Below are 12,921 nucleotides of genomic sequence, written 5' to 3'. Positions count from 1 at the left end.
GCCCTACCTCACTCCCGACGAGCCGATCCGCGTGGGAGCCCCGGCGACCTTCACCGGCCCCGTCGTGCTCGACTACCGCAACAACGGCTGGTCCTTCCAGCCGACGACGCAGCTGACCGTCGAGAACCACCGGAGTCGTCACCGCCCGCTACCCCTCCGGCGGCTACAACGGCTACGTCATCCAGACCCCGGGCACGGGTGGGAGCACGACGGGCCGCACCGCCTCGGACGCGGTCTTCGTCTACTCCTCCGCCTCGGTCGGCTCCGTCGCGATCGGCGACCACCTCGAGATCACCGGTGCGGTGAGCGAGTTCAACGGACTGACGGAGCTCACCCCCACCTCCGCCGCGACCGTCGTGCGCCTCGCGGCACCGGCCGCGCCGGTCGTCCCGGCCGCCGTCGCGCTGCCGCGCACGGCCGAGGAGCGCGAAGTGCTCGAGAGCATGCTGATCGCGCCGCAGGGCCCCTTCACCGTGACCGACACCTTCGACCTCAACAGCTTCGGCTCGATCGGCCTCGCCGTCGGCACCTCGCCGCTGCTCACCCCGACCGAGGTCGCGCGCCCGGGCTCCCCCGAGCTCGCGGCGGTCGTCGCCGACAACGCGGCGCGCGCGATCGTGCTCGACGACGGAGCCTCGATCAACTTCCTCGGGTCGGCCGCCAACAAGGCGATCCCGCTGCCCTACCTCACTCCCGACGAGCCGATCCGCGTGGGAGCCCCGGCGACCTTCACCGGCCCCGTCGTGCTCGACTACCGCAACAACGGCTGGTCCTTCCAGCCGACGACGCAGCTGACCGTCGAGAACGCCGCAACGGTGCAGCCGGCCGAGTTCGCCGACACGCGGACCGCCGCGCCGGAGAACGTGGGCGGCGACGTCGCGATCGCCTCGTTCAACGTGCTGAACTACTTCTCCACCACCGGCGACTCCGTCGCGGGCTGCACCTTCTACACCGATCGCGACGGCGACCCCGTCACGGTGAACAGCGGCTGCGACGCCCGTGGCGCCGCGAACGCCGACGACCTCGAGCGCCAGCAGGCCAAGATCGTCACGGCGATCAACTCGCTCGGCGCCGGCGTCGTCTCGCTCGAGGAGATCGAGAACTCCGCCAAGTTCGGCAAGCCGCGCGACGAAGCCCTCGCCACGCTGACCGCCGCCCTCAACGCGGCCGCCGGCTCGGAGGTCTGGGCGTACGTCGCCTCGCCCGCCGCGCTGCCCGCGCTGGCCGAGGAGGACGTCATCCGCACGGCCTTCATCTACAAGAAGGCGGTCATCGAGCCGGTCGGCGAATCGGTGATCCTCACCGACTCGACCGCCTTCTCGAACGCGCGGAAGCCCCTCGCCCAGGAGTTCCGCCTGATCGGCGTCGCCGAGAGCGAGTTCGTGGCCATCGTGAACCACTTCAAGTCCAAGGGCTCCGGATCGGGCGCCGACGCCGACCAGGGCGACGGCCAGGGCGCCTCGAACGCCTCCCGCGTCGCTCAGGCCACCGCGCTCGTCGCGTTCGCCGACCGTCTGCAGGCCGAGAAGGCCACCGAGCTGGTCTACCTGCTCGGCGACTTCAACGCCTACTCGCAGGAGGACCCGATCCGGGTCATCACCGACGCGGGGTACCTCGACCAGGGTGCGAAGGACGGCGGGGAGTACTCCTACTCCTTCGACGGCGCGGTCGGCTCGCTCGACCACGTCTTCGCCTCGCCGGCCGCCGACGCGATCGTCACCGGAGTCGACACCTGGAACATCAACAGCGGCGAGTCCGTGGCGCTGGAGTACAGCCGCTACGACTACAACGCGACGATCTTCTACGACACGTCGGCCTTCCGCTCGAGCGACCACGACCCGGTGATCGTCGGTCTCGACCTCCCCGAGGCCCCGACGACGAGCATCGACGTCGCGACCAGCGCCGAGACGGGTGCGCGCGGGCCCTTCGCGACGGTCACCGTCACGGCCGTGAACAACGGGCCGGAGGAGGTCGCCGTCGTCGTCTCGACCGAGTACGGCACCAAGTCCACCAAGAAGCTGAAGCCCGGCCGCGCGTTCAGCGTGACCTTCGCCACGCACGAGCGCTCGATCGACGCGGGAGTCGCGACCATCGACGTCACCGCGCGCGACGGGTCCACGCGCAGCTACGAGGAGGCGTACCCCGCCTCCTGAGCAGGCGTCCCTGAGAAGGGCACGAGCCGCACCGCCTAGAGTGCGGCTCGTGCCCGAGGGAGACAGCGTCCACCGTCTCGCCGCCCGGCTCCGTCGGGCGGCGGACGGCCGTGTGGTGGAGGACGGGGAGCTCCGGTCGGGAGACGCCGCCGGAACCGCCCTCGCGGGCCTGCGGATCCTCCGGCACGAGACCCACGGCAAGCACCTTCTGACCCGCCTCGACCAGGGCTGGACCCTGCACACGCACCTGCGCATGCAGGGCTCCTGGACCGTCACCGCTCCCGGTCGCGCGATCCCCCGGCGTGTGCAGCCGGACGTGCGCGTCCGCCTCCGCCTCGACGACGGCGCCACCCTCTGGGGCCTCGAGCTCCCGGTGGTGCAGCTCCTGCGCGATCGCGACCTCGCGACGGCGATCGGACACCTCGGTCCCGATCCGCTCCGCGACGACTGGGACGCCCAGGAAGCGGTCGCCCGCCTCTCGCGCGATCCCGACCGCCCGGTCGTCGCCGCGCTGCTGGACCAGCGGAACCTCGCGGGCCTGGGCAACCTCTGGGTGAATGAGGTCTGCTTCCTCCGGGGCGTCTGGCCCTGGCGCCCGATCGGCTCCCTCGACGTGCGCGCCCTCGTCGCGACGTCGGCCCGAGCGCTGCGCGCCTCCGTCACGATCCCCGGCATGTTCCAGACCACGACCGGCGACACCCGGCCGGGAGAGCGGCACTGGGTGGTGGGCCGCGCGGGCCGCCCGTGCCTGCGCTGCGGCACCACCGTCCTCGTGCGCGCCGAGGTCCGCGACGATCCGGAACGGCGCCGCACCTGGTGGTGCCCCCACTGCCAGCCGGAGGCGCCCCGACCCGGCGGCTGACCGGACGGGGCCTTCCCGAGTCCTCGCAGCTCGGCATAAGCTCGAGGAATCAGGGCCCTGCGGCGCATCGCCCCCCGCAATGGCAGGCGACTCGTCGAGGAGCACCCGTGTACGACCCCGCACTCCTCCGGACCTTCCTCGCGGTGGCCGAGACGCGCGGATTCACCCGCGCCGCCGCGCAGCTCGGCATCAGCCAGCCGACGGTGAGCCAGCACGTGCGCCGGCTCGAGGAGGCGGCGGACCGCATCCTCGTGCTGCGCGACACCCGCGAGGTCGAGCTGACCGACAACGGAGTGGCGATGGCCGGCTTCGCGCGCACGATCCTCGCCGCGCACGCCGCTGCCGAGAACTACTTCAGCGGCACCGCCATGCAGGGACGGCTGCGCTTCGGATCGGCGGACGACCTCGCGATCACCCAGCTGCCCCGGATCCTCCGCCACTTCCGCCAGCTCCACCCGCAGGTGAAGCTGGAGCTGACCGTCGACCAGTCCGGGCCGCTGCGCCGCCGGCTCGACGCGGGTCACCTCGATCTGGTCTTCGTGAAGACGGCTCCGGGATCCACGGACGGCCGCCTCGTCCGCCGGGACGCCATGGTCTGGGTGGCGCACGAGAACACGGTCCTCGAGCACGACGAGACGGTGCCGCTCATCGCCTACCGGGGTCCGAGCGTCTCGCGGCAGATCGCGATCGACGCGCTCGAGGCCGCGGGCCGCACCTGGCGCATCACCTGCAACACGCGCGAGGTGAACGGCGTGCTCGCGGCGGTCCGCGCCGGCATCGGCATCGCCGTCTTCCCGCGCTCGCTGATCCCCGGTGATCTGGTGACCGTCAGCGACCGGTTCGGCCTGCCCGAGCTCGAGGACATCGAGTTCCGGCTCCTGGAGAGCGCGTCCGCCGCGCGCGAACCGGTGGCGGCGCTGACGACCGCCATCATGGAGCGCACCCACGTCTAGGGCCTGTTGAACAGGAGATCGCCGTCGCGAGCACGGCCTGGTCGTGCGAGCTGCAAGGAGGAAGCCGAAGGTCGATGCGGGCATCGACAGAGGGTTCCGACGCCGCAGATCGTGCGATCAGGCCGAGCGGAGCACGCGAGATCGTGTTCACCAGGCCCTAGGGGCGCCGGTGCGCCGATCCGTGCTCGTGCGTAGTCTGGACGGGACGGAGGGGGCCGGATGAGCGACGAGTGGGGATCCCCGGATCCTGCAGGACGACGGGACACGACGGGATCCGCCGTCGAACCGGTCCCGGGATCGGCCGCCGCCGTCCCCGAGGTGCCGAGGGTCGAGGACGCCGAGCGGGCGCTGGCGGTGCGCGAGATCAAGCGCCGACGCGACTTCGCCGGGACCGTGGGCGGCTGGGCGAGCGTCTCGGCGATCACCACGACCGTCTGGATCGCGGGCGGCGCCGACGGCTACTTCTGGCCGATCTGGCCGATGCTGGGCATCGGGATCGGAGTCGTCGCGCAGGCCGCCGCGATCTGGGGGCCGATGAAGAAGGAGATCACCGAGGACGACATCGCCGCCGAGATGCGCAAGCGGGAGCTCCGCGGCCGCTGACCGACGATCGCCGGAGAGCCCTGGGCGTCCCTCCGGACGCGGCTGCTAGGGTGCAGACCGAGCGCTCCGACAGCCCGACGGCGGCGCTCACGGCACAGCGTTGCGCGCCGGACCTGCGGCGTGCCGCCTCCGGCACCGCCCACTGACGGTTTGGACACCCTTGGCCGACTCCACTCGCCTCCCGCCCGACGACGCCGACCACTCGGCCGACGCGAACCCGTTCGACGGGTCCTTCCACGAGCTCCCTCCCCGCAGGCCCAGCCGCCGCGCCGTCATCCTCGGCGCCGTCGGCACGGGCCTCGGCATCGCCGCGCTCGGCGGTGCGGGCTACGCCGCGTACCGGGCCTTCGCACCCGACACCGTGCGCGTCCCGGGCGACCCGGACGCCGAGGCGCCCGAGCTCGACCTGCTCGCGGGCGTGCCCGAGCCCGTCGCCTCCTTCGGCCCCAACGGCACGCACTGGCCCTCGCTCACCCCGTGGATCACGGGCGACGTCGACCTCGAGGTCGAGGTCGAGTGCTCGTGGGCCGCGATCAGCGAGGCCATCACGACCGCCGTGTCCGAGGTCGGCCCGTCCGACACGGTGCGGATCCTCGTCGCGCCGGGCGAGCTGCCGGGAGGCGGCGCCGGCTCGAGCTCCTCGCCGATGATGCAGGACGTGGGGTCGCTGGAGCGCGAGAACCGCATCCTCGTCTACCCGCGCGACGGCTTCGGCACGGTCACCACCGCGAACTCGTGGCGGCTGCTGCGCGTGAACGGAGTCGCCCTCGGCGGCATCGTCACGAACGGCGCGTTCCTCGCCAGCGGCTGCAGCGGCTCCGCCTTCGCGCGGATCACGACGAACGCCTACAACGTCTACGGGGTCGACGGCGTCGAGTTCACCGAGAACGTCGAGCTGGTCGAGGTCGTGGTCCCGGACGCGCAGCTGCGCGACGAGGACGTCTCGAGCATGCGCACCCCGACCCAGGGCGCCGGCGGCCTGCGCTTCATCTACCGCATCGGCTGCTGGACCGCTCCCGCGTACAAGGAGAAGGGCTCGAACGCCCACACCGACACCGTGCAGTTCTCGGGTCAGGGCGGCAACTACTACGGCGAGATCACGAGCATCGACTGCATCGACTTCGCCTCGAGCAACACCGCCTTCCAGATCGGCTCCGCGTCGGGCGTGCGCTACCAGCACTGCCTCGTGGTGGGCGCCGACGTGGTCAAGCGCGTCTTCCCGCTGCCCGACGAGGCCGACACCGAGGGCGGCTTCGGCGCGTCGAACGGCCCCGGCACCGAGTTCGGCTGCACCGCGGTCGACAGCACGTTCATCGGCCCGATGGGCGCCGCGACCTGGGCGTCCGTGACGGACTCGGTCGCCGGTTACGAGACCACCGGCGCCGCTCCCGAGGAGGGCGAGTGGACCATCGATCCCTCGATCCTCGACTGGACCGCCGACGACGTGCACGAGCGCAGCCCTCAGGTCACCGCCGAGTACCTCGCGCAGATCTGGGCCTGAGCGCCCGGTCGCAGCCCGAACGCCGCGTCCGTCAGCCGGCGTGCCGGCCTCGGCGCGCGGGTCTGGCGAGTGCGACGAGCGCCGCGGGCACGCTGAAGAGCGGGTCCGTCGGGATCCGGGCCAGCAGCGCCCTGATCGCGAGCGAGAGCGCGACGATCGCCGCCGTGACGACGAGCGGGTAGGCGAGCTCGGCCAGCGGGTTCCGGAGGAGCTCCACGAGCCCGGTGCTCCCGGGGTGCGCGACGAGGGACAGCAGTCCGAGCAGCGGCACCTGCATGAGATAGATCGGCAGCGTGCGCCGGCCGATCGCCGATCCGAGTCGCGCGGCCGGCTCCCAGCGGCACAGGAGCGCCGCGCACGCGATCGCCAGCGGGATCGCGCTCGCGCTCGCGACGAAGCCGAGGACGTCCTCGGCGCGCCCCTGGACCACGCGACCTCCGACGACCGCGACGGCGAAGACGCCCAGCGGTGCGAGCAGGGCGATCGGACGCGGCTGCGAGAACCAGCGCAGCCGCTCCGCTCCCAGCACGCCGAGCGCGAAGAAGACGAAGTTCGCCAGCAGGGCGTCGCCGAAGAGGATCACGCGCAGATCCGCCGCCACGAACCACGCGGCGGCGCCCAGCAGCAGGATCCCCCACGACGGCACGCGCAGCGCCCGCAGCAGCACGAAGACGACGGGGTACACCGCCAGCGCGTACAGGAACCAGAGCGTGGTCGTCGGCAGCACCGCCTGCAGCGCGAACTGCTGCAGCGTGTCGATCGAGTGGGGGAAGTCGGGGCGGGCCAGCAGGGCGAAGAAGGCGCCGTAGAGCACCACCCAGACGACGTAGAGGTAGCCGTTCGAGACCAGGCGCAGCCGTGCGGTGCCGGCGCGCCAGCCGCGCAGCAGCCCGCGGGAGGCGAGCATCCCCGACAGCGCGAAGAGGATCGGCATGCGGATCCGGCCGAGCGACCCGCCGACCTGGTCCCAGAGGCCGCTCACCGCCGAGCGGCCGTCGACCAGGAGGTCGTGGTTCCAGATCAGGACGTGGAAGAGGACCACCGCGAGGACGCCGAGCCCGCGGGTCGTGTCCACCCACGCGAGCCGCTCGCGCGGAGTCGCACCCGCTCCCGTCCCCCCTGTCACCCTCCCGAGTATGCGGGAGGCGGGCCGCCGAGCAGGCATCGACAGGCGCAGATCACTGTCCCCCGTCCAGGCGTCCTACCGCTGTGACGCGGACGACCGCCGCGCCGGCCTCGTCCGACTCGGCGAGGTCGACGCTCGCCGAGATCCCCCAGTCGTGATCCCCCGCGGGGTCGTCCAGGATCTGGCGCACCCGCCACTCGGTCGGCGTCTGCTCGACGAGCAGCATCGCCGGCCCGCGAGCGTCCGGACCCGTGCCGATCGTGTCGTGCTCGTCGTAGTAGTCGTCCAGGGCCTCGCCCCAGGCGTCGGAGTCGAAGCCGGCCGCCGCGTCGAGCTCGCCGAGCGCCTCGTGGTCGTCGAGGGCCGCGAGGGTGACCCGCCGGAACATCTCGTTGCGCACGAGCACGCGGAAGGCGCGCTGGTTCGCGGTGAGGCGGCGCGGCGCCGGCGGCACGATCGCCTGATCGGCGTCGTGCAGAGCGGGGTTCACCAGCTCCTCCCACTCGTCGACGAGCGAGGAGTCGACCTGGCGGACCAGTTCGCCGAGCCACTCGATCAGGTCGTGCAGCTCCTCGTTCTTGATCTCGTCCGGGATCGTCTGGCGCGCCGCGCGGAACGCGTCGGACAGGTACCGCAGGACGAGACCCTCCGACCGCGACAGCTTGTAGAAGGCCGTGTACTCGCCGAACGACATCGCCCGCTCGTACATGTCGCGCACGACCGACTTCGGCGACAGCTCGAAGTCGCGGACCCAGGGCTGCGCCGCCGTGTAGGTCGCGAACGTCGCGTCGAGCAGCTCCTCGAGCGGCTTGGGGTGCGTGACCGACTCGAGCAGCTCCATCCGCTCCTCGTACTCGATCCCCTCCGCCTTCATCGCGGCCACCGCGTCTCCGCGCGCCTGGAACTGCTGCGCGCCCAGGATCTGCCGCGGATCGTCCAGCGTCGACTCGAGCACCGAGATCACGTCGAGCGCGAAGGTGGGCGACTCGGGGTCGAGCACGTCGAACACCGCCAGGGCGAACGGCGACAGCGGCTGGTTGAGCGCGAAGTTCGGCTGCAGATCGACGGTCAGCCGGATGCGCACCACGCCGTCCGCGCCGACGCTCTGCTCGACCACGCCCGCCTCGCGCAGCGTCCGGTAGATGCCGAGTGCGCGCCGGGCCAGCTGGAGCTGCCGCTTCCACGGCTCGTGGTTGTCGAAGATCAGCGAGTGCACGTTCGAGAAGGCGTCGCCGCCGCGGGCGATCACGTTCAGGAGCATGGCCGAGGTGATGGTCATGTGCGACGTCAGCGTCTCGGGCTCCGCCTCGACGAGCTTGCGGAAGCTGGGCTCGCCCCAGCTCACGAAGCCCTGCGGCGCCCGCTTCGCGACCCACTTCCGGCGCTTCTTGGGGTCGTCGCCCATCTTGTCGAGCGCCTTGCGGTTCTCGGACTCGTGCTCCGGGGCCTGCACGACCACGGTGCCCGCGGTGTCGTAGCCGGCGCGGCCCGCCCGTCCGGCGATCTGGTGGAACTCGCGCGCCGAGAGCTGGCGCATCCGGGTGCCGTCGTACTTGGTCAGGGCGGTCAGCAGGACCGTGCGGATCGGGACGTTGATGCCGACGCCGAGGGTGTCGGTGCCGCAGATGACGCGGAGCATGCCCTGCTGGGCGAGCTGCTCGACGAGCCGTCGGTACTTGGGCAGCATGCCGGCGTGGTGCACGCCGATGCCCAGCCGCAGCAGCCGCGAGAGGGTCTTGCCGAAGGCCGTCGTGAACCGGAACCCGCCGATCACCTCGGCGATGCGATCGCGGTGATCGCGGCTCGCGATGTTCGCGCTCGTGAGGGCCTGCGCCCGCTCGAGGGCCGCCGCCTGCGAGAAGTGCACGACGTAGACCGGCGACTGGTTCGTCGCGAGCAGCTCCTCGATCGAGTCGTGGATCGGCGCGATCTCGTAGAAGAAGTGCAGCGGCACGGGGCGCTCGACTCCGGTCACCCGCGCCGTCTCGCGACCGGTCCGCCGGGTGAGGTCTGCGGCGAGCGCCGTCACATCGCCCAGCGTCGCCGACATCAGCACGAACTGCACGTGCGGCAGCGTGAGGAGCGGGACCTGCCAGGCCCAGCCGCGCGCGGGGTCGGCGTAGAAGTGGAACTCGTCCATGACGACCTGGTCGACCGGTGTCTCCGCCCCGTGGCGCAGCGCCAGGTTCGCGAGGATCTCGGCGGTGCAGCAGATGATCGGGGCGTCGGAGTTGACGGAGGAGTCGCCCGTCACCATGCCGACGTTCGCGGCCCCGAAGACGTCGACGAGCGCGAAGAACTTCTCGGACACGAGCGCCTTGATGGGAGCGGTGTAGAAGCTGCGCCTGCCGGAGGCGAGGGCCGCGGCGTGCGCGCCGATCGCGACGAGCGACTTGCCGGTGCCGGTCGGGGTCGACAGGATCAGGTTCGCTCCGGAGGCGATCTCGAGCATCGACTCGTCCTGCGCCGGGTAGAGCGGAAGCCCGCGGGCCTCGGCCCACTCCGTGAACGCCAGGTAGACGGCGTCGTCGTCCACGCGCCCGTCGGCGTCGGGCGTCGGCATCCGTTCGAGCAGCGTCGGGTTCATCCCTCCATCCTCCCAGGCCGCACCGACGCCGGGGGCGGGAGCCGGAGCAGGAGCCGCGTCGGCGGTGCGGGCTAGGCTCCCCGGATGCGCGCCGCGATCCCCGCTCCCCGACTCGATCCCCTCCGCCTCGACTCCCTCGCCGAGGGCTTCGCCGGTGATCTCGGCGCCCGCGAGCACGCCGAGGGCCTGCGCTTCGACGCGGTCGACCTCACGGGGGCCGACCTCACCGCCGTCTCGATCAGCGAGTGCGTGATCTCCGCCGCCGCTCTCGCAGGCTCTCAGTTGCGCGCCGCCTCCGTCGTGGAGTCGCGCGTCGAGCGGATCGACGTGCCCGGTCTGTCGGCGGCCCGCAGCCGGTGGCGCTCGGTCGAGCTGCTCGGCTCGCGGCTCGGCTCGGCCGAGCTCTACGAGAGCACCCTCGAGCAGGTGCGCATCGCCGACTGCAAGCTCGGCTACGTGAACCTGCGCGGGGCCTCCCTCCGGGACGTCCTGCTCGAGCGCTGCACGATCGACGAGCTCGACCTGGGAGGGGCCACCGGTGCCCGGGTCCGCCTCGTCGACTGCGACGTGCGCTCCCTCGAGCTCGGTGGAGCACGCCTCGAGCACCTCGATCTGCGCGGCGCCGAGCTGCACGTGCTCGGCGGTCTCGACGGCCTGCGCGGAGCGGCGCTGACCGAGCTGCAGCTGAGCCTGATGCTGCCGCTGTTCGCGCAGCACTTCGGCGTGCAGGTGCTGGGCTGAGGTCAGCGGCTCCGACGCCGCGCCACGAGCAGGGCGAGCGCCCGCCGCCCGAGGAGGAACGCGCCCAGCACGAGTGCGGTGACGATCACGAAGCTCCACTGCACGCCCTGCTGCGAGACGATGCGCAGCAGCAGCCCGCCGACGACCGTGCCCGCCCAGACGATCAGCCCGGTGGGCACGATCCGGTCGGGAGCGCGCCACGAGCGCGAGAGCGCCCACCCCGCGAGCAGTCCCGCCAGGAACGGCCAGAAGGTGGTCAGGAAGCCGACCAGCTCCCCGCCCTCCTCGTGGCTCCGTCGGCCGATCAGGACGAACACGGCGACGAGGAGGACGTCGAGCGCGAGGGCGCCCGCGACTCTCACGCCGGTTCCGTCACGAAGTCGATCAGCTGCTCGACCCGTCCCAGCAGCGCGGGCTCCAGGTCGCGGAACGTGGTCACCTTCGACAGGATCCGCTGCCAGGCGCGGGCGATGTCGGCCTGCTCCTCGTGCGGCCAGCCCAGCGCCTCGCAGATGCCGTGCTTCCACTCGATCGAGCGCGGGATCTCGGGCCAGCGCTCGAGCCCGATGCGGTCCGGCTTCACCGCCTGCCAGATGTCGATGTAAGGGTGGCCGACGACGAGGACGTGCGCACCGTGCGGCCCGGCGGCGACCGTGTCGGCGATGCGCGACTCCTTCGACCCTCGGACGAGGTGGTCGACGAGCACTCCGATGCGGCGGCCGGGGCCGGGGCGGAACGCCCGGACCAGCTCGTCGAGGTGGTCCACGCCCTCGATGTACTCGACGACGACGCCCTCGACGCGCAGGTCGTGGCCCCACACCTTCTCGACGAGCTCGGCGTCGTGCCGGCCCTCGACGTAGATGCGGCTCGGCAGCGCGACGCGCGCCTTCGCGTCGGCGACGTGGAACGAGCCGGAGGCGGAGCGCGCGCGCCCGAGGTTCGCGTCGCGCTTGAGACCCGGCGCCTTCAGCGACACCGGCTTGCCGTCGATGAGGAAGCCGGGACCGATCGGGAACACGCGGACCTTGCCGAACCGGTCCTCCAGCCGCACCATCCGCATCTCGACGCCGAGCACGGCACCGACGAAACCGGAGGCGACCTCCTCCACCACCAGATCGCGCACGGCCTCGACGACCGCCACCTCGACCTTGTGCTTCGCCCGCCAGTCCCCGGCGAGCACGTCCTGCCCGTACCTGTCGTCCATCCGACCGAGGGTAGCCGCCGCTCGGGCGAGCTCCGCCGCGCCGGGCCGGAGCAGCGACCGGCGGGCGTCGCCCCGGAGCCGAGCACATCCCCCTGATCGGCCCTCTTGCTGACCGACCAGCCTGCGCAGCGGGCGTATCGAGATCCACGTCCACCAGCAGCCGCCGCACCGCCCCTGGCGCGTTCCGCCGCCGCCTGGCGCGATCGCGCCCGTGGTGTCGGTAGTCCCTGGTCTCATCCTCGTATGGTTCTCCTGGATGTAGAAGCACGACCTGCCTGCGGTGGCCCGAGCGTGCGCGAGTGCTTCGACGACGCTCTCGTCGCCGCCGTCGGAGCCGCGTGCGCCGTCGACGCGTTCCGCGCCAGAGCCGAAGCGCAGCGGGCGGAACTGATCGAGCTCGCCCGCCGCACCGCGATGACACTCCCGAACGCCCTCGTGGATCCGAGCGTGCAGGTGCACGTCGAACGCGAGGAAGCCGCGATGCGGGCCCTGGTCGCGGAGCTCGCCATGGGCATGCGGGTCTCGGAGTCCCTGGCCGGCGTTCTCGTCGAGGAGAGCCGGATGCTCGTCAACGAACTTCCCGAGACGTTGACGGCTTTGCGAGAAGCCGCGATCGCGCCCGAGCATGCCCGCGTCATCATCCGGGCCGCGCTCGATCTCCCGATCGACGTGCGCGGCCGCTTCGACGAGGCTGCCGCAGCGTTCGCCCGCGACTGCACACCTCCCCAGCTCCGGCGTCGCCTGCGGTCGCTGCGCGAACGCCTTCACCCGGAGTCGCTCACCGACCGGCACACGCGGTGCGCCGCCCGCCGCGGCGTCTGGCTCGACGGCGACCTCGACGGAATGGCCACCCTCCACCTGCACCTCCCCGCCCCGGAAGCGCACGGGGCGTTCGACCGGATCGACCGCGCCGCGCGCAGCCTGCAGGACCTCTCCGAGGAGGAGCGGACCCTCGGGCAGCTGCGCGCCGACGTCGCCGCCGTCCTGCTCCTCGACGGTGAGACTGTCGATCCCTCCGACAGCCCACGACCCCGTTCAGCCGTTCCGCACGGGATCCGCCCCCGGGTCTCCGTGACGGTTCCCGTCCTGACCCTCCTCGGGCGCTCCGACGAGCCCGGCATCCTCGACGGCCACGGCCCCATCGACCCCGCCACCGCCCGACGCCTCGCCGCCGATGCCCCCTCCTTCACC

Annotated in this window: 10 protein-coding genes and 1 pseudogene; 7 read left to right on the top strand and 4 right to left on the bottom strand. The window is 72.2% G+C overall.

Annotated elements, in window-relative coordinates:
- Positions 1-137: 137 nt before the first annotated feature.
- From NB037_RS16070 to NB037_RS16050, 5 genes and pseudogenes are all read left to right on the top strand, one after another.
- Positions 138-2,153: pseudogene (locus tag NB037_RS16070) on the top strand (ExeM/NucH family extracellular endonuclease); the annotation flags it as partial.
- 49 nt (positions 2,154-2,202) lie between these two features.
- The gene (locus NB037_RS16065; protein WP_251947520.1) at positions 2,203-3,015 is read left to right on the top strand and encodes a DNA-formamidopyrimidine glycosylase family protein; all 813 of its coding nucleotides are present in this window, start codon (positions 2,203-2,205) and stop codon (positions 3,013-3,015) included.
- A 107-nt stretch (positions 3,016-3,122) separates the two neighbouring features.
- Positions 3,123-3,968 (top strand): LysR substrate-binding domain-containing protein, encoded by an 846-nt coding sequence (locus tag NB037_RS16060; RefSeq protein WP_251947516.1) that lies wholly within the window; start codon positions 3,123-3,125, stop codon positions 3,966-3,968.
- 219 nt (positions 3,969-4,187) lie between these two features.
- On the top strand, positions 4,188-4,571 hold the full coding sequence (locus tag NB037_RS16055; RefSeq protein WP_251947512.1) for a 2TM domain-containing protein: 384 nt from the start codon (positions 4,188-4,190) through the stop codon (positions 4,569-4,571).
- A 160-nt stretch (positions 4,572-4,731) separates the two neighbouring features.
- A complete protein-coding gene (locus NB037_RS16050) occupies positions 4,732-6,072 on the top strand; it encodes a hypothetical protein (RefSeq protein WP_251947509.1) in 1,341 nt (446 codons plus the stop codon).
- 31 nt (positions 6,073-6,103) lie between these two features.
- Here the strand turns inward: NB037_RS16050 and NB037_RS16045 are convergent, their stop codons facing one another.
- Positions 6,104-7,198, bottom strand: coding sequence for an acyltransferase family protein (locus tag NB037_RS16045; RefSeq protein ID WP_251947505.1), 1,095 nt, complete (start codon positions 7,196-7,198; stop codon positions 6,104-6,106).
- 52 nt (positions 7,199-7,250) lie between these two features.
- Entirely contained in the window at positions 7,251-9,785 is a 2,535-nt protein-coding gene (locus tag NB037_RS16040; RefSeq protein WP_251947502.1) for a DEAD/DEAH box helicase, read from the bottom strand.
- 84 nt (positions 9,786-9,869) lie between these two features.
- Between NB037_RS16040 and NB037_RS16035 the strand changes: the two genes are divergently transcribed.
- A complete protein-coding gene (locus NB037_RS16035; protein WP_251947500.1) occupies positions 9,870-10,526 on the top strand; it encodes a pentapeptide repeat-containing protein in 657 nt (218 codons plus the stop codon).
- 2 nt (positions 10,527-10,528) lie between these two features.
- Here the strand turns inward: NB037_RS16035 and NB037_RS16030 are convergent, their stop codons facing one another.
- Together NB037_RS16030 and NB037_RS16025 are read right to left on the bottom strand one after the other, a co-directional pair.
- Entirely contained in the window at positions 10,529-10,888 is a 360-nt protein-coding gene (locus NB037_RS16030; RefSeq protein ID WP_251947497.1) for a DUF3054 domain-containing protein, read from the bottom strand.
- Positions 10,885-11,730: a DUF3097 domain-containing protein gene (locus NB037_RS16025; RefSeq protein WP_251947492.1), complete on the bottom strand. Its 846-nt coding sequence runs from the start codon at positions 11,728-11,730 to the stop codon at positions 10,885-10,887. Before NB037_RS16025 ends, NB037_RS16030 begins: the two co-directional genes overlap by 4 nt.
- A gap of 243 nt (positions 11,731-11,973) precedes the next feature.
- On the opposite strand from NB037_RS16025, the gene NB037_RS16020 reads away from it, so the two are divergent.
- The coding region (locus tag NB037_RS16020; protein ID WP_251947489.1) for a DUF222 domain-containing protein at positions 11,974-12,921 on the top strand (948 nt) is incomplete at its 3' end.

Source organism: Rathayibacter rubneri (assembly GCF_023743255.1).
Taxonomy (GTDB): domain Bacteria; phylum Actinomycetota; class Actinomycetes; order Actinomycetales; family Microbacteriaceae; genus Rathayibacter; species Rathayibacter rubneri.
The sequence above is the reverse complement of the archived record's forward strand: the minus strand, read 5'-3'. Positions and strand labels throughout refer to the sequence as shown.